At 45.8% G+C, this 22,879-nt stretch carries 24 protein-coding genes and 1 tRNA gene; 4 read left to right on the top strand and 21 right to left on the bottom strand.

Annotated features, from left to right (window positions below; translation table 11 throughout):
* Positions 1-13: 13 nt before the first annotated feature.
* The 3 genes from K0C01_RS06355 to K0C01_RS06360 form a co-directional block, all read right to left on the bottom strand.
* Complete coding sequence (locus K0C01_RS06355) at positions 14-1,483, bottom strand: sodium/proline symporter (RefSeq protein WP_221168893.1); 1,470 nt, start codon at positions 1,481-1,483, stop codon at positions 14-16.
* Positions 1,484-1,485: 2 nt separating this feature from the next.
* Positions 1,486-1,617 (bottom strand): hypothetical protein, encoded by a 132-nt coding sequence (locus K0C01_RS12770; RefSeq protein WP_255568221.1) that lies wholly within the window; start codon positions 1,615-1,617, stop codon positions 1,486-1,488.
* A gap of 279 nt (positions 1,618-1,896) precedes the next feature.
* On the bottom strand, positions 1,897-2,292 hold the full coding sequence (locus K0C01_RS06360) for a 30S ribosomal protein S6e (protein WP_221168894.1): 396 nt from the start codon (positions 2,290-2,292) through the stop codon (positions 1,897-1,899).
* A 90-nt stretch (positions 2,293-2,382) separates the two neighbouring features.
* Between K0C01_RS06360 and K0C01_RS06365 the strand changes: the two genes are divergently transcribed.
* Both K0C01_RS06365 and K0C01_RS06370 read left to right on the top strand, forming a co-directional pair.
* Positions 2,383-2,673, top strand: coding sequence for a WNWW family protein (locus K0C01_RS06365; RefSeq protein ID WP_255568222.1), 291 nt, complete (start codon positions 2,383-2,385; stop codon positions 2,671-2,673).
* Positions 2,670-3,905, top strand: coding sequence for an MBL fold metallo-hydrolase (locus tag K0C01_RS06370; protein ID WP_221168895.1), 1,236 nt, complete (start codon positions 2,670-2,672; stop codon positions 3,903-3,905). The genes K0C01_RS06365 and K0C01_RS06370 overlap by 4 nt, the downstream gene beginning before the upstream one ends.
* Positions 3,906-3,908: 3 nt before the next feature.
* On the opposite strand, the gene K0C01_RS06375 is transcribed toward K0C01_RS06370, so the two are convergent.
* The gene (locus K0C01_RS06375; RefSeq protein ID WP_221168896.1) at positions 3,909-5,012 is read right to left on the bottom strand and encodes a glutamate-cysteine ligase family protein; all 1,104 of its coding nucleotides are present in this window, start codon (positions 5,010-5,012) and stop codon (positions 3,909-3,911) included.
* A gap of 287 nt (positions 5,013-5,299) precedes the next feature.
* On the opposite strand from K0C01_RS06375, the gene K0C01_RS06380 reads away from it, so the two are divergent.
* Complete coding sequence (locus tag K0C01_RS06380) at positions 5,300-6,103, top strand: class I SAM-dependent methyltransferase (protein WP_221168897.1); 804 nt, start codon at positions 5,300-5,302, stop codon at positions 6,101-6,103.
* Between the two features lie 116 nt (positions 6,104-6,219).
* Here the strand turns inward: K0C01_RS06380 and flaJ are convergent, their stop codons facing one another.
* From flaJ to K0C01_RS06460, 16 genes are all read right to left on the bottom strand, one after another.
* Positions 6,220-7,962, bottom strand: a complete 1,743-nt coding sequence (flaJ, locus tag K0C01_RS06385; RefSeq protein ID WP_221168898.1) for an archaellar assembly protein ArlJ/FlaJ — start codon at positions 7,960-7,962, stop codon at positions 6,220-6,222.
* Entirely contained in the window at positions 7,962-9,635 is a 1,674-nt protein-coding gene (locus tag K0C01_RS06390) for an archaellum flagellar ATPase motor FlaI (protein ID WP_221168899.1), read from the bottom strand. Before K0C01_RS06390 ends, flaJ begins: the two co-directional genes overlap by 1 nt.
* A gap of 11 nt (positions 9,636-9,646) precedes the next feature.
* A complete protein-coding gene (locus K0C01_RS06395) occupies positions 9,647-10,411 on the bottom strand; it encodes an archaellum protein ArlH (protein ID WP_221168900.1) in 765 nt (254 codons plus the stop codon).
* On the bottom strand, positions 10,411-10,899 hold the full coding sequence (locus K0C01_RS06400) for an archaellum stator protein ArlG (protein ID WP_221168901.1): 489 nt from the start codon (positions 10,897-10,899) through the stop codon (positions 10,411-10,413). Before K0C01_RS06400 ends, K0C01_RS06395 begins: the two co-directional genes overlap by 1 nt.
* On the bottom strand, positions 10,900-11,313 hold the full coding sequence (locus tag K0C01_RS06405) for an archaellum stator protein ArlF (protein ID WP_221168902.1): 414 nt from the start codon (positions 11,311-11,313) through the stop codon (positions 10,900-10,902). It lies immediately after the preceding gene.
* A complete protein-coding gene (grpE, locus tag K0C01_RS06410; RefSeq protein WP_221168903.1) occupies positions 11,303-12,373 on the bottom strand; it encodes a nucleotide exchange factor GrpE in 1,071 nt (356 codons plus the stop codon). The genes K0C01_RS06405 and grpE overlap by 11 nt, the downstream gene beginning before the upstream one ends.
* Positions 12,374-12,496: 123 nt before the next feature.
* Positions 12,497-13,084: a DUF7500 family protein gene (locus K0C01_RS06415; protein WP_221168904.1), complete on the bottom strand. Its 588-nt coding sequence runs from the start codon at positions 13,082-13,084 to the stop codon at positions 12,497-12,499.
* A gap of 94 nt (positions 13,085-13,178) precedes the next feature.
* The gene (locus K0C01_RS06420; protein WP_221168905.1) at positions 13,179-13,538 is read right to left on the bottom strand and encodes a winged helix-turn-helix domain-containing protein; all 360 of its coding nucleotides are present in this window, start codon (positions 13,536-13,538) and stop codon (positions 13,179-13,181) included.
* Between the two features lie 93 nt (positions 13,539-13,631).
* Positions 13,632-14,198 carry a DUF8054 family protein gene (locus K0C01_RS06425; RefSeq protein ID WP_221168906.1) on the bottom strand — a complete coding sequence of 189 codons (567 nt, stop codon included), beginning with the start codon at positions 14,196-14,198 and terminating at the stop codon, positions 13,632-13,634.
* Positions 14,195-14,968, bottom strand: a complete 774-nt coding sequence (locus K0C01_RS06430) for a nucleotide-binding protein (protein WP_221168907.1) — start codon at positions 14,966-14,968, stop codon at positions 14,195-14,197. The genes K0C01_RS06425 and K0C01_RS06430 overlap by 4 nt, the downstream gene beginning before the upstream one ends.
* 168 nt (positions 14,969-15,136) lie before the next feature.
* Positions 15,137-15,742 carry an NTP transferase domain-containing protein gene (locus K0C01_RS06435; RefSeq protein ID WP_221168908.1) on the bottom strand — a complete coding sequence of 202 codons (606 nt, stop codon included), beginning with the start codon at positions 15,740-15,742 and terminating at the stop codon, positions 15,137-15,139.
* An 87-nt stretch (positions 15,743-15,829) separates the two neighbouring features.
* Positions 15,830-16,591, bottom strand: a complete 762-nt coding sequence (gene cobS / locus K0C01_RS06440) for an adenosylcobinamide-GDP ribazoletransferase (protein WP_221168909.1) — start codon at positions 16,589-16,591, stop codon at positions 15,830-15,832.
* Entirely contained in the window at positions 16,582-17,499 is a 918-nt protein-coding gene (gene cbiB / locus K0C01_RS06445) for an adenosylcobinamide-phosphate synthase CbiB (protein ID WP_221168910.1), read from the bottom strand. Before cbiB ends, cobS begins: the two co-directional genes overlap by 10 nt.
* Positions 17,492-18,109 carry an HAD family hydrolase gene (locus K0C01_RS06450; RefSeq protein WP_221168911.1) on the bottom strand — a complete coding sequence of 206 codons (618 nt, stop codon included), beginning with the start codon at positions 18,107-18,109 and terminating at the stop codon, positions 17,492-17,494. The genes cbiB and K0C01_RS06450 overlap by 8 nt, the downstream gene beginning before the upstream one ends.
* A gap of 77 nt (positions 18,110-18,186) precedes the next feature.
* Positions 18,187-18,762, bottom strand: a complete 576-nt coding sequence (locus K0C01_RS06455; RefSeq protein WP_221168912.1) for a diadenylate cyclase — start codon at positions 18,760-18,762, stop codon at positions 18,187-18,189.
* Between the two features lie 79 nt (positions 18,763-18,841).
* A complete protein-coding gene (locus tag K0C01_RS06460) occupies positions 18,842-20,452 on the bottom strand; it encodes a long-chain-fatty-acid--CoA ligase (RefSeq protein ID WP_221168913.1) in 1,611 nt (536 codons plus the stop codon).
* Between the two features lie 218 nt (positions 20,453-20,670).
* Here K0C01_RS06460 and K0C01_RS06465 point away from each other — a divergent pair, with 218 nt between their 5' ends.
* On the top strand, positions 20,671-22,530 hold the full coding sequence (locus K0C01_RS06465; protein WP_221171214.1) for a cation:proton antiporter domain-containing protein: 1,860 nt from the start codon (positions 20,671-20,673) through the stop codon (positions 22,528-22,530).
* Positions 22,531-22,698: 168 nt separating this feature from the next.
* Here K0C01_RS06465 and K0C01_RS06470 read toward each other — a convergent pair.
* Positions 22,699-22,772 (bottom strand) — tRNA-Tyr (locus K0C01_RS06470).
* Positions 22,773-22,879 lie beyond the last annotated feature (107 nt).

Here is a 22,879-nt window from a genome sequence, read left to right on the forward strand (position 1 = left end):
ACCTCCAACCTGATTAGTCGTCTGCTTGTGCTCGGGATTGCGGTTCGGGGACAGTCGCAATTTGCGACCCTTGCTTGTCTGTTATCACTGCTACAACTACAATCACAAGGATACTTATCGGCCAAACCAAGATTGGGAAATATTCAGGTAGTAGGTATAAATTCCCAATTGAGGACATAAGTCCCGTAAAAACCCCGGCAAGGACTGCTTCGCCTGTCATTCGATTCCAAAAGAGCATGAATATCAACGGAAGACCAAATGTCGCTCCAAGCCCGACAAACGCGAACTCAATGATCTCAAAGATTGTCCCTGGACGCAAATAGGCGAGAACAATCCCAGTCGCAGCAAGTACAGCAACAATTCCTCGCCCGACAAGAACTAGTGTTTGCTGGCTCGCATTAGGATTTATAACTTCTTCATAGAGCCGTGTTAGATCAGATGATGCGACAATCAGCATCGAATCCGATGTTGAGAGAATCGCAGAGATGACTGCTGCAAGGAGAAGCCCGGCGATGATAGGTGGGAAAAAATCAGCGATTGCCATCATCGCAACGCTTTCTGGATCTGCAACTGATTCGTACAGGACCTTCCCAGCAGCCCCGATGAAGAGTGGAATCGTTAATCGTAACGCCTGCAGTGTAACAGCAATCACACCAGCACCACTGATTAACTGTTCTGAACGAATTGCCTGAAATCGCATCAGCGAGTGGGGTTGTCCGGCTGCCCCGAATGCAAAAGTCACCCATGCAAGAACCCCAATCAGTAGTGCCTGCCCGGCTAGTCCACCGTCTACGTCAAGCAATGCGGCATCTTCAACTGCCGCAGCCTCGCTGACAAACACTGACCATCCACCAATCTCCATAATCATCAACACCGGAAGAATCAGCAGCGCGGCAAAAATCAATGTCCCCTGCACAACATCTGTCCAGACAGACGCGTTAAATCCACCGAGAACAGTGTATGACCCAACGATCACGCCGCCAAGTAAGACTGCAACTACATATTCAATGCCAACTCCTGTGTCCATTGCTTCTCCTACAGCGATAATCTGTGCTCCAATGTATGCACCCATGAATACGAGAATTGCAACTGTTGTTGTTATCCGAATCCAGAAGCTAATCCGGTCATCACGCACGGCTAAGGATAGATGGTCGGCAATTGTGATACTGCCAAGTGATTCAGATTGCCGGCGAAACCTTGAGCCAACATAGCGATACATGAAAATTACTACAAACAGCATTGTGATCGAGAACCACAGTCCGTTTAGCCCTGTTGTGAATCCGACTCCGACCCACGCAAAGAACGTCCAACCACTTGCAACGGATGCTACATCCGAGATTGCCATCGGCCAAGTTCCAATATCTCTGTCCGCAAGCAGGTATTCTGATAACTGCTTCGTCTCACTCGTGAAAAAGAAGTACATACCGATGACAAGGAGAACGAGAAGATATGCCCCAAACGTAAGTTCGAGTCCTGAGACCATTCTTATCGAGCCCCAAATACTGAAATATATCCGTCGTTCGTCTGTTTGTCAATCCAGTACAGGAGGAACATTAACACTGGACCAACTACCATTAGTAATAGCCCGAGTATTGTCCCTATTGGTAGCTCAAACATGTTTATTACGTAACCACACCATAATTAAATAAATTTATCGCCTTTATATCGATTTTCGGGCTAAAAATGAACTTTCCTCTATCAAATAACTCTTATTTGAACTGACTTTGAGTAGTGTACTATTAGATGTGTAGTATCTTTCTAGCGACAAAGAGATAGATTTACCCCTTAATCGCAGAAAGACAGGCCATTGTCCATCCATGGAGTACTTCGGGAGCAGGCCCCGAGACTCTTGGCCTGTTTTCTCTGTAAAATTGTTCTAAGAACTGGCAGGAAGCGTTATTCTTCGCCTTCTTCGTCGCCGAAGAATGCATCCAGATCAGCGTTCTCTGCGTCAGTGACCTTGACGTTTATTTGTGCAACAGCATCGCTAATCTCTCGTCCTCGAACTGTTACACGTTTTCGCTCACCATCTCGTGTCGGATTATACCCTACGCCGCCTGTCAACAGAACTTCTTCGAGATTTGGACCAGCAACATCCTCACGAAGTGGCCGGCCAGCATCGTCTGATCCACCTGTCAGCTCGAGGGTAGCCCCGTCTAAACCGACAGCGCGTCCCTCGACTTCGTCGCCAAGTTCACGGCCAACGAATCGATTGGCATCTTGTCCATCAACTTCAAGCTGTGCTGTGCGTCCTGAGTTAGGGTCTGATACTACGACCTGAAAGGTTGCCATACCGAAAACCACTCGGTGACGCCTCAAAAGGACATCGAACCAGAATTTGAATCCGACACCCTGAGAAGGCTTCCTCTCTAACTGTCTAGCGTGAACCGCCGCCAGCTAGAATCTGTCTTACAGGATGAATTTGATGCTCCTATCTCAAAATCACGGCCTGTCGCTCGCGCGGCTGGTGATCTCGCTGATTCTGGGATGTATCGGGATGATGCTGAAACGGCATTGACCATCGACCATCTCATTGATGAACTTGCTGATGCTCCAGATGAATATGGTCTTGTTGAACGATGGAATTGGTGGATACAGTCACTTGACCTTGCTTACGGTACGTACCATCAGTTTTCAGTCGTTAATTGGGATGATGAGGGAGCCAAACAATGAAAATCACATTCCTTGGTGGGGCTCGAGAGGTCGGTAGAAGTGCAATCCTTGTTAATAACCGGTTATTACTTGACTATGGAATTAAAAACGATACTCCTCTTTCATATCCTGTTGATCAAGTTTCACCAGACGCTGTTGTCGTCTCACACGGCCACCTTGATCATGCAGGCGCTGTCCCAGCTCTCTGCTCAGGAGACAACCGTCCTTCGATACACCTTACACCACCTACAGGGAGGCTAACAACTGAACTAGCTCAGGATACATTGAAACTTCACGGTGGAACGTATAACTGTCCGTTTACTGAGGTTGATGTGAAGCGAGTAACACAGCTTCTAACCCGACATTCTTACGGTGAGACCTTCACTGCAGCGGACCATCAGATCACATTTTACGACGCTGGGCATATCCCTGGTAGTGCCCACATTCTTGTCGATGATGGAGATACACGCCTGTTCTATACCGGTGATTTTGCTGTTGAATCCCAGTGTTTAGTTGACGGATCCACAGCTCGTCCCGACGCTGATGTCGTTATCTCTGAGTCAACATACGCTGATACAACACGAAAATCACGCACAACAATTGAATCTGAATTTATTGAGTTTGTACAACAACGACTCTGGGCTGGTGGCACGGTTGTTGTTCCTGCTTTTGCTATCGGTCGAACTCAAGAAGTCATCTCATTGCTTGCTGATGCTAATATCGGTTGTTATCTTGATGGCATGGGACAGCGAATTTCGCGCCTTTTCTGCGATTATCCAGACTTTCTTGATACCTCGTCACTACGAGCAGCAACTCGTCATGCACGTTTTGTTAATGGACAAGATGGACAGCGAGCTCGAATTGCAAATCAGAACACGGTTATTGTCACAACTGCCGGAATGCTACAGGGCGGACCGGCAATGACGTATATCCCCGAGATCGCCTCTAACCCAGCTAATGCTATCGCGCTTACTGGTTATCAGGTTGAAGGCTCTCCCGGTCGAGAGTTGCTTGAATCCGGACGCCTTCCAATGGAAAGACAGACCATTCCTGTGTCTGCTCGTGTCCGTCAGTTTGACTTATCTGCTCATGCAGACCGCAATGATTTGCTTTCGTTTTTACAGCCTTACTCTGAGAAGAAAATCTTGCTCAACCACGGGGACAGGGCAACAGATTTTGCAAGTGGCTTGCAGTCTGATGGGTTTGATGCTGTTGCGCCAGAAACTGGTGAGACGGTATTTATTGAGCCTTGACCTTCATGCTATGTTTCTTGATTGGATACGCTGTACATCTTTTTTGAGTTTCTTGGCATACTTTTTTCTTATTTGCTCAGCTTGTGTCGAAGATATCCCCTGCTGGATCGATATGTCATGTGCAATTGGGTCGTACCTTCTTGGTTCGAATCCCATCTGATACAGATATGCTTGGAGCGGGTCTGATTCTAATCCCTGTTGTATCGCATCCCGCGTGTATTCCTGTACGACATCGAACGTCGGTAGCGAGATTGTCCCGTCTGATACTCCGCCACTATCCCCTCCAATCTCTACGTCTACAAGCGGAAGGCGCTCCATCAGATCACTGATTGTACTCGCTATCTGTAAGACATCACTCGGTAAAGCAGTATCTGGTGACCGCCATTCCACTGTTGGAAATTCTGACCGTAATTTTACAGGCACCCACACAGCAGTGTCTGGATTAAAGTGTTCTGATACTACTCCTCTTTCGACTCCGGCTTGCAGTGCTGCTGACCGAAAGTGTTCATACCCCTCTTCTAAACGCTGGTCCCACTCGGTGGTACTACTTATATATGGCCAGAGGCGCCCTTGCTGCTTGATCTCATCATACGCTAACCAGCGATACAGTTTAGATCTAGTACCAGGGACGCCCAGATCATGTCGGTATCCCGGTGATGAGTTGAGTAATGCAAGTGCTGGATCAAGTGCTGTCAGTAGGTTAATCTGATCTGCCTCGTGACCTGGAATTTGCTCTACATGGATATGCGTCCCAGCACAATGGCAAACATAATCAAATTTGTTTCCAACTGCCTGTTTTTGGATCTTTGTTCGTTCACTATCAAGTGCCTTGATTTCGGTATCAGTCAGCGGCGTGCCTAGTGGCACTAGGTGTTTGCCTTCCCTCTCTGCCTGTGTCAATACTGCTTCCAAACGAGTGAGCAATGCATCACGAAGTTCTCCCATTGTATCGCATGGCGGCGTTTTGATCTCAAGCAGGGGCTTTACAAACTCTCGCTCAACTGTATCTGCCGCATCAACAAGACTGCCTGGAGTGGTCAAATGTCCCGAATCGTCTATGACCCAATATTCGACTTCAATGCTTCGTGGAAGCGTTTCAATACTCATTGGCTTCTATCTGACACGTTCCCTGATTGCTTGCAATGCCCGATCCGACTGTTGTGGATTTGTTCTGATGTCATGGTGTATGGTACCAATTATACTCTAGAAGCGTGTTAGTTATTAATAATTTTTTGTATGCATGATTCTTATTTTTCTTATATTCTATTCATATGAATGAGGATGCAGAATATGGGTGTAAAATATACATAAATATCTATTTTAGGTTTATTTTATTAACTAAATTTTTAACTCAATTAACTACGTTTAACTGTATCAGTGATAATGGTGTTTGTGTGCAGGAGTTTTCGGCTTCCTACTTACAGGAGACACGCCGGGGTATGTGGGATGACTCCCGAGAAGCACTCGGGCCGCTAGGCCTCTCTTCGCGCTCGTGCATACTTGACGTCGGTTGTGGAACCGGTGAATTAACACAGGTTCTCGCTGAAGAATCAAAAGCGAAGATTGTCGGACTTGACGCTGACACAGAACTCCTTCAACACGCTCGAGCGTTCACAACAACTCTAATTGCTGGAGATGGTACCCAACTGCCATTTCCCGATAATACGTTTGATTTAGTCGTCTGTCAAGCGTTACTGATCAATTTACCCAATCCAAAAAAAGCTATTACTGAGTTTGCACGTGTGTCAAATGATACTGTCGCAGTTATCGAACCGAACAATCGCGCCGTCATGATTGACTCCACCGTAGACGAGGAGGTCAAACTTGCAAATCGAACCAGAACTGCATTTCTTTCTGGCCTTTCGGTCGATGGGACCGTTACCGTGAGTTCTCTTCAAAATCTTTTGGGTTCTGGTGGCCTTACTGATATTCAGGTCTCGCAGTATAAACATACTCGTAGCGTTTCGCCCCCATATTCAGAACATGATCTGACGACTGCCAAAACACAGGCAACCGGTCGTATCCTTACAGCAGATGAACAAACGTTACTTACTGGAAATCTGTCTCGTAATGAATATGATCTGTTGCGCGATGAATGGCGTCGCGTTGGTCGTAAAATTGTCAAGCAAATGCAGACAGGTAACTACAGACGGACGGAAACAGTCCCGTTTTACGTTGCTGTTGGCAACGTCGAGTAACTCTCTTTTGTCAAATCTGAGCCTCTACTCCTACAGACTATGTCTATACTCAAGAAGTGTCTATCGGGAGTGATTGGATGAAGGAGCTTAATTGGTACAAAACATCCGGATACGGACTATCCGACTGACAGGAATATCTCAACCATCTCGCTAGTAAACCATCCAACTGTCGCCCCAATCCAAAGGAGCAGCACAAAGTGCAGAAATGTATTTACTTTGTGTCCATCATCCACTGTCCGGATCATCAAAGATGAGAGTGTTGCATTGATCACAATGATTACCAGAATGATATACCGAATAAGCGGAATATCGTACACCCCAGGGTAGATGAATTGCCCCACTTCAAGATCTTGTAGCTCAAGATTTGCTGAGAATGTTGCAAGCACCTCAACAACTTCAACGCCAATGAAAAACGCAAATGCTGCTGCCGCACTTACCCCATATAATAACCCAATAAACGTGACCGTTGACTGTTTTCGTTCCTCTCGAAGTTGTAGCACCTCGCCCATATTCTGACTAATCAGCTCACCAAGCACCTTTGGATCACCACCTTTCTCTCGTCCTACGGCATACATCTCGCTGAATTTTTGTATTAGATATGAGCGTGACTCCAGAATGAAGTGCTTCCACGCTTTGCCGCTATCAATTCGCATCTTTAACCGTCGATACAGTGAATCAATGTTCTCATTAAGTGCTCCAAAGTCTCGCGTACGTAGTGTTTCAAGCACATTGTCTGTTGTTGACTGCTTGACACTCTCGGTTGATCCAAGCGCTCGAATAAATGTCGAGAACTCGTCATCTCGCTCTCGGATCCGTTTCTCTTCCCGGCGAACGATTAATGCTGGAATCAGCAGCGGCGTCGCTGGAATAGCAATGTAGAATGGAACCGGAATCTCGGTGTGTATCTGTGGAACTGCTTCGCCAATTGGCGTAACCTCAAGTGCAGATACAATTCCAAACGCAATCGTGAGTATGCTTCCGAGCACCCCAGCAATTACTGCGGCAACCAGTTTTCGCTCAAATGGTTTTTTACTGTCATTTGTGTACCAGAGCGGATCGTTTGGTGTTATTACTCGCACCGTATACAGAAACCCAACCTGTACTAGCAAGAAGAGAATCAAGACACTAAGAATGACAAAAACTGGGTCCGTGCCAGTCAAAATCGGCAAAACCGTCGCAAACACCAGTGCAAACGTCATCGAAAGAATCATCGACAGGTAGAGGTCTTTCATCACCTCCAGGTTTTCAAGACTGCTCTTGTAGTGAGTTACATAGTTACGGATTAGGGCATCCTGTTCAGACATTAAGAAGTCATTTAGCTCCTGTCCAGCATTTAACGAGTAAGCCATTCGCTCAAGAAATGCTGCCAGATCCTCATCTGGCACCTCTTTGGCACGGCGGCGGCAGGCGTCATCTAAACTCTGATTCCAGGCGTCGACCAACTGGACGATCTTCTTCATTTCGTCTGCAAGTGCCTTGTATTCTTTTTCTTGGCTCAATGCTCGAAAAACAGATACACGATCGATATTTGTCGTTGATAATATCGTCAGGTGAGTCACAAACAAATGCATTCGATCTCCCATCTCTGCTTTCCGCTTGTTCTCAAGCAATTTCGGATAGACTAAGACACTGAATACTGCCAGTAGTCCAAGTGCTGGAATTGGGATACGAGCTAGCAGTGGAAGTGGGGCAACAATGGCCGCACCAATCGTTCCGATAAAGAATACCAGTGATGGCAATACATACAAGAGGAAATACCGTCGAACTGGTATCTCCATGGTCCGATACGCATCAGCAACTGAAGCTACGCTTAGTGCGAGTGTTCCTTTTGAATCGTCTTGTGATGTCGTTGTTGCCATTAGTATTCACGAGCAATTCCGAATGGTAGCCCCTCGATTCCATCTCGCTGGAAGGTTTCAATTGCTTCGTTCACCTCATGGTATCCAAGAATATTCTCTTCGACCATCCGTTCGATGACTTCTGCTCTGAAGTCTAATTCATCGTATATTTCGCGCGTGTCTTCGTAACCTAATAACGTTGCAATCTGTTCTTCAAGAACATATGAATTGTTTCGTCCTTGGAAGATGATCTCATCACGAGCTGGGTCCCAGTAGAATGACTGACGAGTTACGACACCATCCATCTCTTCGGAATATCCTTCGATTTCCTGTACAGACGTGACCCGTCGTAGAACGTCGTCTCCCTGCTTCACTCGGTTCTGGAAGAGCGCGATATCCGCGTTATCCATGAATGTCTCTGGTACATTAATTGGATCACCAGTAAACCGCTGAATCATCGATACAATATCACTGGCGTGGAATGTCAACATTACTGGGTGTCCGGTTTGTGCAGCCTGGAACGCCATACGTCCTTCTTCTCCTCGCACTTCCCCAACAATAATGTATTCTGGCCGCGATCTAAGTGCTGCTTCAACCAGATCGAACATATCTACGTCAGCACTGTCATCGCCGCTTCCCTCACGAGTTTTGAGCTGCTGCCAATTATCATGAGGCGGTAACACTTCGAGTGTATCCTCAGCTGTGTATATCTTTGAGTCGCGAGGAATAAACGACATAATCGCATTCAGCGTTGTTGTCTTTCCTGACGCTGTTTCTCCCACAACGAAGATTGTCTGTTCGTTCTCTAATGCCAGCCACAGGTATGCTGCTAACTCTGGGGAGAGAGTTCCCCACTTTGTAATCTGCAAGACAGAAAGTGGAACTTCATCACCTTGTCGGATTGTCAGACTTGATCCCTGTACGGAGACATCATCACTGTAGATAATGTTGATACGTGAACCATCCGGCAATGTTGAGTCAACAATTGGATCTGAATCGCTCAATGGATCTCCAATCCGTTCACCCATATTTCGTAGCCAGTTATCATATCTCTCTTCGCTTTCCCACTCAACGGTCGTCTCAAGCAGCCCAAATGTATCATGGTCAACGTAGCACTGCTGTGGTCCAACAACATGAATATCTTCATTTGATGGGTCTCGCATAACGGGCTCAAGCGGACCATATCCAGCAATATCACGTGTTAACTGATACCGAAGATTCTCATACGTCTGCTCTTCAACGGTGGTTCGACCGATCCCAAGTGCATCTAACAGCCTATTCAGACTCCGCCCATCACCGTTGCTCTTGACCTGGACTGTTTCCTCTAATAGCTCTTTGATTCGCTCATCATACTCATCATTCGTCGATGGTGCTGGCTTATTCGCCGATAAATCAAGCAATCGATCTCTGATTTTATCATACAGCGTTTTACCTTCACTATTTAACGTTGGCTCAATCGCATAGTACTGTGTATCACGTCCAACGTCTCCGTGAATATGAGAGAATATCGGACCATCAACGGAATATAAGATATTTGGATGGTCTACTTCGTGATCTGATTCAGGCTCCTCAACATACTTCGGAAACTCACCAGTAATTCGTCGGAACTGCTTGAGATGTTGAGCGAGATGTGGTCGACGTGCCGCTTCTCGTTTAAGTTCCGGCGAAATACTTCGAGTTCCGTGTTCTGTCATGGTTTCACTTTTTATGCAACACTACGATTTTCAATAACAATCCCAACACCGGATCGAACTGAATAGCCAACGGTGTCTCCCACTTGCTCGCCCATTCCGGTAAATCGCTTGACGGAGATATTACGTCGAACCTCATTTCCAACTTCGATCATCTGCAACTGAAAATAAACATCAGCGATTGAACGAAACGGACCCATCACATCATCATCAACTGTCGTTGGGTCAACCGTCAAGATCACGATTTTACCCTTTGCAATGATATCGCGGAAGAAGTCAATAATTTCCAATGCTGCCTGCCGTTCTTCGCCCTCCCGAACGAGCTCTTCGAAGTTTGGGTCATTTCGAAGAACCGCATCGAATGTATCAATCATGACCACATCTGCTTCCCACATCGCTTCAGCTTCCATCAAGCGTTTAAACAACTGCATTCGCTCACTCTCGTCATCACTGCCCCGGAGTGTATCTGATGTGTCAATATCTCCATGGAGGAAAAGAATATTTTCATCCAGAAGATGTCCCTCCATGTTGTAATCGAGCGAGTGCATTTGGTCCACAAACCCACGCGTTGTCAACTCTGTTGAAAGCAATGTTACTGTATTTCCCTCTTCACACATTCCATACGAAAATCGCTGGGTAAGTGCACTTTTCCCAGCACCATATTCTCCTTCGATTAAAACAATACTTCCTCGTGGAATCCCTCCACCGAGCTCTGAATTAAGCCGATCTCTATTATCAAGCCCAAGCGAAATCAATTCTCTTCCTGTTGTTGAACTCATTATTCACTCACCCGAAATTGGATATTTTCTTCATGGCCGTTAATTGTCACATGTACTGAGACATCTTCCCCTGTCTCGAGATTAAGATCATCGTCAATTGTCTCATCAATTGTTATGATAGCAACTGATCCTGTCTCCCAAATTATCTCGTCACCTTCTGTTGGTTCGACATCGAAATTCTCTGCCAACCGTCCATCTACCAGTATAGATATCTCTTGTTCATCAGCAACCAATTCTGTCGATCCGATGTTTTTCAGTAATAGCTCTACCTCATCACCGTCATCGTTTAATTCATATAACTCCTCTTCAGCATTCGGATCACTGATTATCTCAAAGTCTGTCTCAATCTGCTCACTTGTATCTGCGCTCCGATCAGCAATTGAATCCCCTACTTGGCCAACGCCCGCAACGAGAACTCCTGCAACTCCCGCTGCAACAACCATACTTGCAATAAACATAATCGCATGCGAAACAGACACTCCCGACATTTAATCCACCTCCGTTCTGTCGAGAATTCCTGTCTCGGTTACAATAGTAACCCGGTCGCCATCCTGATCGACTGTAAACACGGCTGTTTCTCCCGGAAGCCAGAGATTTGTCTCTTCATTCCCGTTTACGCTTGTGCTTGTTGGATCAACGACCTCTTCATCAACAACGACAGTTGTCTCATCAAGCTTTAGCCCAATATCTCCATCATTTTTTACTTCTACCGTGTCTTCATCGAGTTCTACCTTTTCAATCTCAACCTCTGTGCTCTGCTGTTCAAGTAATCGATCTGCTCGCTCCTCTTCTGCATCAGAGATCATTCCGTAGCTGTTTGCAGCAACGGTAAATGCTGACCCAAATGCGATGAACAGTCCAAGAAATATAATCGCGGTTGCTCCACTAACACTAAATCCCACTAGAACTCACCTCCGAGGATTGCGTTTCTTTGATTGTTCGAATATATCGGAGACTGCGTACATGATCTGTAACCGATAATTGGTTTTGTAACTTGACTTCGGTTCCAGATACTGCCTCTGGTAGGCCATCAAGATACGCGTGTAATTGATCTCGAACAGCGGGAGAAATCCAACCGGTTTTCGCATATAGCGTTAATGTGGCAGCTGTTCCGGCTCTTCCCCAGTTACTTGTTAACCAACCAAGCCACTCAATAACGTACCGTTCCACAGCATACCCTCCGTCAATTTGCTGAAGATATGGCTCACTATCACCAGCGTACACAGGCAGCCCATGCTTGCTCTTGGGAAGAACTAGTTTTTTAAACTCAAACGCGCCGTGCGTCTCATCTTCAACTTCTACCGACTGGCTGTCTTTGTCCCTTTCTTTTGACTCAGTTGTTCCAATATACCCGTTTTCTTCATCCACTCTCTGTTCTACCGTGTCAAGTATATTGGTCGACTGCTGTGGTATTGACCCTTCTTTGCTTGGATCATCACTAATAACCACCCGAGCTGGCTGTCCAACAACGTCACCGATCTTGTATCCTGGTTGTTTTATTTCGAGAATCTCACCGTTAGGACGCTTGCTTGATTTGATTCCATGAACCATATGAGTTTTATCATCAACCATCTCTCCAACTTCTGGCTCAATCATTTCAACGCCTGCTCGTTTAAGCCCAAGATCCAACCGCTGTAAGCGTATGTCAAGCTCTTCAGCGGTCATTGAGCCATTGTTTTTTATCGCTGTCCAGAGTTCATTTCGAATACTAACCAACCGATCAACTGCCTCTTCAGGTGACAGATCAGCTGTCTCGTCGATATCCTGTAGTTTCCCCCGCTCTGTACTATCCTCCATCATCTCCTCATCTGACTCATCAATACTGTATTCACCAATAATCAGCCCCTCTTCTAAGCCATCATTGTCTTCTTCCTTGTCGCCCTGCTGGCGCAGCTGCGTGGCTAGCTCCGACAGTGACGCTTGCTCACGAACCTTATCAATTGAGGGGCTGAATGATAACATACTATATTTAATGTGCGAAATCTCCGATAGTCAACTCTCTGTGCTATATTAAGCGGTATATCGGCATAAGTCTGTACTTGATTATCGAATCTGAAAACTGGCCTCAACCAGAAATGCTTCTTTTTATTTCTGTGGTGGGAAATTGAATGCTCCATCTTCCCTCATCGTGATCAACAAATCAGCGATTGTATCATCCGTTGAAAGTCCATTATCAACAAGATACTGTTCAAAGCTTTTTACTGGATACTGGACTGAAACATCAGATTCTGAAAGCAAGATTCCAAGCACTTCTCCTGGGCTCATCTCTGAATCGAGATTCTTTGCGTACCACGCAAGGAGATTATTAAATGTCGTTGTAACGTCATCTGCGTATAGCCGGTGATGGTCGACTGAGTCTCCATACTTTACTGAAATTCGATAACCAAATTCTGTCGGTATGTCTCGTAATTCTGCTTCTACCTGTGATTCGATGTTAGCTTCCCCGATTTTGCTTGCTGTACTCGATTTACTGTCTCGGCTAATATGTGTACGTTGCTCTGATTTTTTATCTTTGTTTACAGCTTTTTCTGGCACATCTGGCTTGCTTCCATCGGTTGAGACAACATATCTTCCCTCTTCAATCTCTTCGACTTCCTCCTTTTCAGACAGCCGAAGCTCATCCGGTGAGAGCACACCTTCTTCATCGGGGTCTGGATTCCCCGGCGGACTCATAGTTTATATTGAGGGATACCAGCGTATAACAGTTATTCTAAAATTAATCATTACTCCTACATGAATCAGTATAATTGATGCTTGATATCCGTTATTACACTCTATCTTCCGTTGTCTCGGGACGTTTAAGATCGCTCCAAACATCGACTAGTTTATTTTTTGCTTCTGTCCGCTCTGTAACTTCAAGCACAACCTCGCCTTGCTTGAATTTCATTGAAAACCCATCAACACTTCGTCGATATACCGTTCGCTGCCGTCCCTCTTCAGAGAATTCTTTGCCTTCTTCTTCAAGCAAGCCCATCTCTACTAATTCCTCAACTCGCCGATAGCTAGTCGCAATAGGAATATCAAGTTCTTCACTTAATTCTTGAGCTGATTTGGGCTCATATGTCCGCTGGAGTATCTCTGGGTTGTATTTGTTCCCGAGTACTTCCAGCAGTTCGCCCGGCTCCATACCGCTCTATATAATATCCAACACAAAGACTCCATCGCTTTCCATTGTGCTTTTTCAGCGATGAAAATAGCAATAATCACAAATGAAAACGTATCAATCAGTGGATTCAATCATATTCTCAAGACCAAATTCCGAAGCCTGCTCTCGTGCTTGTTCCCGTGCGTCTGATTGAATCTTATCTATCCGACTTTCATCCTCAAAAAACGATGATAATCCGTCATTACCTGTTGTCGATGCTGTTAATCTATCATTATTTGCTGCCGATCTTGATTCAATATTGTTTCTTTCTCTAAGTTCTTCAGCCAGACTTTGGTCTCGAATGAATTGTTCTATGATCAGCGTTAGCGACAATTCCGCCTTTTCGGTGAGTCCCGTAATTTCTGTCTTATCTGCTTGATAGAGCATAATATGATATGGTCCAATATCTGGGATTCCCTCAAGTGCCTCTCTGCCGGTCTGCCCTGTTCCTGTCTGATACGCTGCTCGAGGTATACCTCGCTCTATCACAATGATATTTCGACCAGTTGTTTCTTCCAAAACTGCTCCACTAGCTTCAATCTCGATATACCCTGTTCTACTTTCCTCAATACAGTCTTGAAAGATTGATTCAAGTGAATTGACCGTCTGTGATCGGAGTAGTTGACCCTCCGGTAGTCTCATGGTGGCTCAGGAATGACTGCACTTCGAAACCGATCAGCAACCGCTGCGGCCTCTCGATCCTGAATCTCAATTTTCTCTGCAGCCTTTCGATACTGGTTCGATACCGGTGCATCAGGGGCGTATGCAAGTAATGGTTTTCCAGCCTCTCGTGCTGCTGCAATAGTTTCACTTTCTGGAATCATCCCAAGTATCGGTCCATCAAAATAGCGCTCCGTTTGCTCTTGAATTTCTGTTACGGACTCTTGATCTGTGACTCGGTTAAACAATACACCTGCGTTTCCGGTACCGTACGCAGACGCGTATTCTTGAACCTTCAATCCATCACTAAGCGACGGTACTGTTGGTTGCAGCACAGTTATTGTTCGATCGGCAAGCACAATCGGCAGTACAGCACTCTTTGAACCAAGCGTTGCTGGTGCATCCAGTAAGATCACATCTGTCTGCTCACTCAGCTCAACAATCACCGATTGTAGTAACTCCGGATTTGCTTCCTTAAACCCATCCAGATTAGTACCACACGGTAATACATGCATCCCGAACTTGTCATAGATTGCCTCCTCAAGTCCAACATCGGACTTCTCAATTAACAGGTCATGAAGTGTGACATCAACATCAGCCAGACCAGTATGAAATAGTAGATTAGCCATTCCGGTATCTGCATCAACTACTGTTACATCGTAATCTTCAGCAAGGGCCATCCCAAGTGCAAGTGTGCTTGTTGTTTTTCCAGTTCCACCCTTCCCACTTGCAACAGCAAACACCTCTACCATTATGCTGGTGTAATTACTTGCATGCTAAAACAGTACTGAAAAATTTGCATCTCATCCGCTATGTTTTCTTTGAGGATTATGATGTGAACTGCTCCGGGTCCGATCCCCGAGGCACTCTGCCTGCTTTCTCTGTAGATATAACACACTCGTTACCTATCCATGAGGTAGTTACTCTTGAATCTTCGGAACGGTGCCATTTGGATGTAACCGCTCAGCGAGCGTAATATCTGTTGGCCGATTGACATTGACCGCTAGTCTGACATCGTGGCTTGTGTATGTCCGACTTTCATACATTTTCTCATCGACTACGTTGATTCCGGCTGGAATGTAACCCTCACTAATAACCCGATCGTCAACGCTTGCACCAATTAGATCCTTGATTTCCACTGGAACAACTGTAGTTACTGTCTGACGGTTTCTGGCCCAGTCCCTCTGAAGACGATCAATGACATTACTTGTGACAAGCGGAATATCGGATACAACAGTCAGTACAGGCGGAGATATTTCCTCAAGTGCTTCCTGTACATCTGCAACGTATCCTCTTCCTGCTGTCTCAATCGTCTCGACGCTATGCCGGTGTTCGAGGTAGGACTTTGTTTCTGGTGTATGTGAAGTGACCACTCCGTATACAGAATTGACTGCACTATTTTCTAGTGCTGACAACACATGTGACACCATTGGCTTATCCGCAATTGTGACAAGTGGTTTTTCTCGATTAACCGCCAATCGGGTTCCTTTCCCTCCACACATCAGCAAAGCGGTCAAATCATTCATCGCTAATGTACTATACTACATTCTCCTCCCTTTATGTTATTTCGGCCGTTATACGGGAAACAGTGTCACCAGTTGCGGTCACTCATGCTATACTCCGGCACTAACAAGCAGTATCCCGACCTGCAACCCTGTTACTCTTGCAATTTCATTACTTGCCCCAAAGATGTCTCCGCTGATTCCTCCAAACGTCTGATTTGCCCACCGGTATATTACTGCTGTTGTTAGCACGATTACTCCGATAATTAGTAGACTGACGTACGGCACTGCAGATACCAGTATCACTGGAACTGTTCCAAGCAGCGGGTACAGACTTTCAACCGGTCGGGACATCGATGTCAGTGCAGACCCCAGTCCCTCATGTGCAGATGAGCCAATACAAGCCAGTATTGCCATCGACAGTTTTGCTCCAACTTCAGCTGTCAATACAATCCATATTGCCGTCTGTGTCTTTATCTCAGTCAGAGCAACCCCCGCTGTTCCTAGCCCGAGAATTACGAGCCCAACGGCTACTATCCCCCCAACTCCCGTAGCTGTATCCTTCAAAATATCGCGTTTCTTTTCTGTTTCCCCATGTGCTACTACTGCGTCACCACAATCAGCAACGCCATCTAGATGGCTAATTCCAATCAATACCACAATCGTAAGCGGAAAAACAAAGCCCATCATTGTTGCTGGAATCGGCAACGTGATGATTCCAGCAAGAATGAGACCAACTGCGTACCCAACGACAACAATTGAAACTGGCTCCCGTCGAAAGGCATCCCAAGCGGCCTCAGACCGCCCAACTGGCGCGTGTGTCAGATAACCAAATCCACCAGCAACTGCCAGTAACCTCTGTTTTACATCCATAGTATCACTCCATAAATAATTCCAATAGCGTATGCAAGTATGCCAGCTCGCTGTACTAACTGTATTCCTTTCTGTGCTTGCTCGGTTGTTGGGAGAGACGCAGTTGGATTTAACGTGTATGCATCTGGTTTTGACAGTTGCACATGAAGAGCTCCCGCTATTGTACCCATCGGCCAGCCTGCATTCGGTGAGTCTGGATGTTGTGCCCACCGCCGTGCAGTTAAAACTGGATCCGGCGTTCCAGCACTCACTGATAATAATCCTGCACTTAATCTAGCTGGTAGCCACATCGTAAGATCATCTAGCCGCGCTGCTGCTGTTCCAAGTTCTTTGTGCTGGTACCCAAGCATAGAATCCATAGTGTTGATCGTTTTTACCCATACCGCTGCAGCACCACCTAACGACAACGATACTGGAGCAATAATCATAAACGCCAGTAGGGGTGCAATAAATCCATCTGCATAATTCTCAGCTGCACTTTCAACCGCTGCACTTCGTATCTCAGCTGGAGAAAGACTTGATTTCTCTCTCCCAACTAACGTAATCAACTGTTCCCGTGCCTGTTCTGTATTAGTATCACTCTTGACAATAATTCTGTTTGCACTGTCAATTAATCGACGAAGACTAATCATCGTAAAAAGCAGCCCTCCGCACAGAACTATTGTGAGATTTCTACTTACCGTTGATAATCCTGTAAGTAATGCCCATACTACCCCGCTTGTCACTAGTGGCGTTATGATGGAAAGAATCCCACCAACAAGCAGTGGTCGCTGCCAATCTCGATCAAGATAAGCGATAACCGATCCAATCCATGCAATCGGATGGATTGCTTCTGGGGGCTCTGCCCATATCCAATCTAATGTCGCTGCAATAATGAGAACAAGAACAATTGGTGCAAGGTCAATCATTCAGCACTTCGGGAACCTCTTTGATGTTGTATTCGGTAAGCAGTATTGCTGTTCCACCGACATCTTCAATTCCACCATCTGCATCTGGGGTGTCTCCGACATGGATTAGTTCTGATGGCTCAACACTTAGTTCATCGGCGACTTTGTGGAATATCTTCGGATGGGGCTTCCTCCACCCAAATTCTGAACTGGAAATTACAACATCAAACACATCGATTGAGATATCTGATCGCCGTATACTTCGGTCAACTAGTCCTGGTATCGTGCAGTTCGAACAAACCGCGACTGGACCCTGTCGGTTAGCCCAGCGAACTATATCTCGTGCATTTGGACGTGTGTACACCTTGGGGTCGAATGCTTCCTGTAATGCCTGATCTACCTGAGATTCTTCGGCCTGTACTCCTCTGCTCTCTAGTGCAGCTTGAACGTGTTCTTTTAGGGATATTTCAGCACCTTCTGGTTTAGAAAGATGATGCTCCCAGTAGGCGTCTTTCCAATCACTCGGGACAGAAACACCAGAGCTTTTTAGCCCATCCTTTACAGCTGTAGACGGCTCTGTTGGACGGTCGGCTTCAATAAGAGTCCCAAATAGATCAAACGAAATTGCCACTATAGTTGGATTCACCTATAATTACTTGAACATCCCGATTATCCACTGGTTGACTGAAAAAGAAGAGCTATACTGTCTTATTCGCTGTACCGCCATTCACCGCCGATTGTATCCCTTGTGTAGGACTCATATTCTGTGTCCTGAAAAACAGTTACTCGACCGCTTTCCTCGCTCAGTGTGACCGTTGCAACAACCTCTTCACGAGCGGACGTATCGAGCGCGCTCATATGCCGTGCTCCCATCCAGTCGTCATATTCTATTGATTCTAAGTTAATATCTGAGCTGATATCATCGGAACCTAAGTCCTTGAGTCGAACCATCTGTTTTTGAATATATCCATCAACTGTAACTACAACCGCCCCATCTCTTTCCATTGCAGCGTCCTGAGCAGCCTCAAAAAAGGCATCTTCACTTTCTGTCACCAATTGACAAATCTCAATCGGCCACTGATTTTCCCCCATTGGATCAGCAAACGATTCTATTGATGTCCCGGCAACAATAACAAAATACAATCCTGGACCTTGCACGTAGGGTTCGTCCCAGCGTTTAAACTCAAAACTAATACTCTCTGTGCAGAATGTGATAACGTCAATCAACTCGGTCACTTTTGGATGATCCGTGTACTGTATTGATAGCGCGTCAGGTTCTGCCATAATCTCGCCTTGTATAGAACTACGCATCGGGGGAGTAAAACACCTGACGGGCGAGAAATGATAAATATATGGTATTTAGCTATCCTTGACCAACCATTGCATCTTCTTCATCCCACTCTTGTTCACGGAGCTCATATTTCTGAATTTTACCTGTTGCAGTCGTTGGAAGTTCTTCGACAAATTCGACCCGGCTAACTGCCTTAAAGCTCGCAAGACGATCTTTAGTGAAGTCTATCAGATCCTGTTTTTCTACATTCGGATCGTCTGGATCCCCTGACTGTGGAACAACAAATGCCTTCGGTGTTTCTCCCCATTCTTCACTTGGAGATGGGATCACCGCAACATCGGCAACTGCTTCGTGCTCAAAGAGCGTATCCTCAAGTTCGATCGAAGAGATGTTTTCACCCCCCGAAATAATAATATCCTTTTTTCGATCTTTGATAGCGATCATTCCATTTTCATCAACCGTTGCGAGGTCTCCCATATGGTAATATCCTTCAACACGGTCGTTAAACGCTTTTTCCGTCGCCTCTGGCTTGTTCCAGTATCCATCCATCACTTGGTTACCTCGAACAACAACTTCACCAATGGTCGCATCATCCCATGGAACATCATTGCCATCTTCATCAACAACACGCACGTCCGTTCCAAGGACGCCCATACCCTGTCGTTTCTTTAGCGAGAGTTTCTCTTCTTCGCTGCCGATACGTTTTGGGTCGGACAGCGTAATAAGTGGTCCCGTCTCTGTCGCACCGTACAGATGCTTTAGATCCCAACCAAAGTCTTGTTCGACTTTTCGAATTGTTGCTTCTGGTGGAGCAGAACCTGCGGTTGTAACGCGCACTTCATTTGAGCCTTGCATTTCGGGCTCGTTGTTATCCTGATAATGTTCAATTAACTGATTAAGCACTGTTGGTGCTGCACAGAGGAATGACACATTCTGCTCTTGAATTGTATCAACAATCCATTCAGCGTCAACACCTCGAGTACAGACGTGTTTGGCACCCATACCTGTAACTGCATAGATATGACCCCAACCGTTCACGTGGAACATCGGCAGTGTCCACAGATAGACATCGTCACTGGTGAGCTCATGGTGAATAGCGATTAAATACGCATGTAGTGTCTCGGTCCGATGCGTTCGCATCACACCTTTCGGATCTCCGGTAGTTCCTGAAGTATAATTGATTGTTATTACTTCATCTTCTGACATTTCTGGTCGGCTGTACTCCGGTTCAGTCTCTCTGACTATTGTCTCAAAACTTTCCCAATCTCCATCGACTGCTTCTTCGTCATTTGTGATGAATATCTCCGTTGGGACTTCATCTCGGATTGCTTCGATTTTTTCTGCATAATCATAATCCGCATAGACTGCATCAACTTCAGCATCAGAAAGAATGTATTCGTAATCTTCTGAAGTTAATCGATAATTGAGTGGTGTGTGAACTGCTCCAAGCTGCATTGAGGCATATGCTGTTTCAAGATGATAATGTGTATTTGGGTCAAGAACTGCAACCCGGTCCCCTTTCTCAATCCCACGTTGTTCCAATGCAGCTGATAACCGGTCAACTCGATCACCTAATTCGCTGTACGTGTACTCTTCACCAGTGGTTGCAACTGTTGCAACCTCATCTTCATAGTACTTCCGCGCCCGATCCAAAAAGTCAACAGTTAGTAATGGTTTTTCCATATATTTAATCCCACATGATTGTCCATATTGTTTATTTGAATATCTTTCGATGAGAAAAGAACCAGAATATGGTTAACTATATCATTATTAATCATGCCTTGGGGTAATAATTTTAATATTCTTCATGGAAATTGTATGTTAGCATCTATTTTATTGAACGCTCAGGTGTGATTGAATCGACACCATCAAATAACATAGTATATATTCCATATATGACGATGGATTTACTTGCTGCAGTTGCACTTATTCTTGCTCTTGGCGTCGCGTCTCGCATTTTAGCTGATCGGCTTCAAATCCCAAGTGTGCTTTTTCTTATTGTCGCTGGTGTTGTTATTGGCCCCGAAGTTCTCGGTCTAGTCTCGTTTGAGACCTTTGAAGGTGGACTCTCCGCGATGGTTGGTGTCGCAGTCGCAATTATTCTCTTCGAGGGAGGATATCATCTTGAACTCAGTAAACTCCGCGAAACTCCAACTGCGACTTTCAAATTAGTGACCGTTGGTGCGTTGATTACGTGGCTTGGAACCGCTCTGGCAGTTACTCTCTTTTTGGATGTTGGATATGAAACTGGGCTACTGATTGGTGCACTACTTATCGCGACGGGACCGACTGTTATTGGTCCGATTCTACAGGTTGTCCCTGTCCGAAACCATGTTGGATCAATTCTGGAAAGTGAAGGTATTATTAATGATATTACCGCCGCTATCTTAGCAGTTGTTATATATGAAGTGCTGGTTCACCCAGACGGCGCCGGAAGCTTGTGGCTTCTTGTTCCGGAGTTTCTTCTCCGGTTGATTGTTGGCCTTGGAATTGGCGTTGCTATCGCTGCCTCCGTTTGGTATCTGCTAAAGAATGTTTCACTCGTTCCTGATGCTGCTCCATTGCATGCACGGTTGATTGTGCTTGCCGCTATTATTGTTGCGTACGGTGGTGCAGAGACAATTCTAGCAGAGACTGGTATCGCTGCTGCCGCCGCTGCTGGTTTTGTTCTTGGGAACGTTGATCTACCTCACCACGAAGAAGTTATTGATTTCCTTGATGACCTGTCAGTAGTTGTACTCTCATTTATTTTTGTTGCCCTTGCTGCACTGATCAATGTTGATGACATCATTGAACTCGGTCTTCCTGCGCTTGGAATTGTTATTGCTGTTGTCTTTATTCTTCGACCGCTGGTCATTGCGATTTCAGCAACAGGAGAGCGCTTTACAAGTAATGAAAAGCTCTTCCTTAGTGCGGTTGGCCCTCGTGGTATCATTCCGGCCGCTGTTGCAACACTATTCGCGGTTGAGTTAGAAACTGTCGGACAATTTGATACTGCTGGTGCACTTGCTGGAACAGTCTTTTTAATTATCTCGGTCACCGTCGTTCTACAAGGCGGATTGGCCCGAAATATCGCTGAACGATTAAATGTGATACCTATGCATACAATTATTGTTGGCGCAGGGCGCGTTGGAACTGCCCTCGCCGAACGGCTTGAACGAGACGGAGAGAATGTAATTATGCTTGAGAAAGATCCAGAAGCAGCTGAGAAAGCCCGTGACCGCGGGTTGCGTGTCATTGAAGGAGACGGCACCGACGCGGACGATCTCCAAAAAGCTGAAATTGGCAATGCGAAGACCTTCGTTGCCGCTACCCCATCTGATGATGTAAACCTCCTTGCCTGCCAACTGGCAAAAACACGGTTCGATATGACAAAGGTTGCCTCTCGAGTTAACCAACCTGGGAATGTCGAAGCGTTTGAGTCAATGGGTGTGCGGACAATGGACGTCTCAATGGCAACAGCGTGGTCTCTTGAAAATGTGCTTGAGCGCCCAGCACTGTCTCAATGGATGAATGAACTTGGCCGCACTGGAGATGTTCAAGAGATTGCTGTCACATCAGAAGAACTCATCGGCAAACCGATTTCTGAGATCAACAAACGAGTTCCGGAAGGTTGTATCGTTGGGCTGGTAACTGACAAGGAAGGTAATTCACATGTTCCAACTGGCGATCAAACAATCGAACGCGGCGATCATATAACGTTCATTGGAGAGACTGAGGCGGTTGACAAAGCTGTCAAGCGCTTCCACCCTCACGAATAACTTCAGTACCTATTCGAATTTTCAGGCTAAGTTTTTACATCGAGTCCTTTGCCTACATCCGTTGCTTCTGGATGATCAAACTACTACACACACTGTCTCTGATTTGCAACTACCGTGTCACATGTAGTAATAAGAAGTGTCTGTCGAAACGACCTCAGGTAAAATGAGTCCGCCCTCCCCGATTTGAACGGGGGACAAGTCGATCTACAGTCGACTGCTCTACCAGTCTGAGCTAAGGGCGGTCGATTTGATGTAGATGCTTGCATGGATTAAACGTTACTTTTTCGCTCTGTCACACACACGTCAGACACAGCCGGGAATACTAAGTAGATGCTTCCACAATTAAACG

The sequence above is a fragment of the Salinarchaeum sp. IM2453 genome, assembly GCF_019693215.1.
Lineage (GTDB): Archaea > Halobacteriota > Halobacteria > Halobacteriales > Salinarchaeaceae > IM2453.

Coding starts and splice junctions, on each gene's coding strand:
- cbiB (WP_221168910.1), bottom strand. CDS start 17,499: ATGATTGACCTTGCACCAATTGTTCTTGTTCTCATTATTGCAGCGACA.
- K0C01_RS06390 (WP_221168899.1), bottom strand. CDS start 9,635: ATGACAGAACACGGAACTCGAAGTATTTCGCCGGAACTTAAACGAGAA.
- K0C01_RS06400 (WP_221168901.1), bottom strand. CDS start 10,899: ATGTCGGGAGTGTCTGTTTCGCATGCGATTATGTTTATTGCAAGTATG.
- K0C01_RS06360 (WP_221168894.1), bottom strand. CDS start 2,292: ATGGCAACCTTTCAGGTCGTAGTATCAGACCCTAACTCAGGACGCACA.
- K0C01_RS06370 (WP_221168895.1), top strand. CDS start 2,670: ATGAAAATCACATTCCTTGGTGGGGCTCGAGAGGTCGGTAGAAGTGCA.
- K0C01_RS12770 (WP_255568221.1), bottom strand. CDS start 1,617: ATGTTTGAGCTACCAATAGGGACAATACTCGGGCTATTACTAATGGTA.
- K0C01_RS06355 (WP_221168893.1), bottom strand. CDS start 1,483: ATGGTCTCAGGACTCGAACTTACGTTTGGGGCATATCTTCTCGTTCTC.
- K0C01_RS06435 (WP_221168908.1), bottom strand. CDS start 15,742: ATGAATGATTTGACCGCTTTGCTGATGTGTGGAGGGAAAGGAACCCGA.
- grpE (WP_221168903.1), bottom strand. CDS start 12,373: ATGTTATCATTCAGCCCCTCAATTGATAAGGTTCGTGAGCAAGCGTCA.
- K0C01_RS06430 (WP_221168907.1), bottom strand. CDS start 14,968: ATGGTAGAGGTGTTTGCTGTTGCAAGTGGGAAGGGTGGAACTGGAAAA.
- cobS (WP_221168909.1), bottom strand. CDS start 16,591: ATGGATGTAAAACAGAGGTTACTGGCAGTTGCTGGTGGATTTGGTTAT.
- K0C01_RS06460 (WP_221168913.1), bottom strand. CDS start 20,452: ATGGAAAAACCATTACTAACTGTTGACTTTTTGGATCGGGCGCGGAAG.
- K0C01_RS06375 (WP_221168896.1), bottom strand. CDS start 5,012: ATGAGTATTGAAACGCTTCCACGAAGCATTGAAGTCGAATATTGGGTC.
- K0C01_RS06455 (WP_221168912.1), bottom strand. CDS start 18,762: ATGGCAGAACCTGACGCGCTATCAATACAGTACACGGATCATCCAAAA.
- K0C01_RS06465 (WP_221171214.1), top strand. CDS start 20,671: ATGGATTTACTTGCTGCAGTTGCACTTATTCTTGCTCTTGGCGTCGCG.
- K0C01_RS06420 (WP_221168905.1), bottom strand. CDS start 13,538: ATGGAGCCGGGCGAACTGCTGGAAGTACTCGGGAACAAATACAACCCA.
- flaJ (WP_221168898.1), bottom strand. CDS start 7,962: ATGGCAACAACGACATCACAAGACGATTCAAAAGGAACACTCGCACTA.
- K0C01_RS06395 (WP_221168900.1), bottom strand. CDS start 10,411: ATGAGTTCAACAACAGGAAGAGAATTGATTTCGCTTGGGCTTGATAAT.
- K0C01_RS06415 (WP_221168904.1), bottom strand. CDS start 13,084: ATGAGTCCGCCGGGGAATCCAGACCCCGATGAAGAAGGTGTGCTCTCA.
- K0C01_RS06425 (WP_221168906.1), bottom strand. CDS start 14,198: ATGAGACTACCGGAGGGTCAACTACTCCGATCACAGACGGTCAATTCA.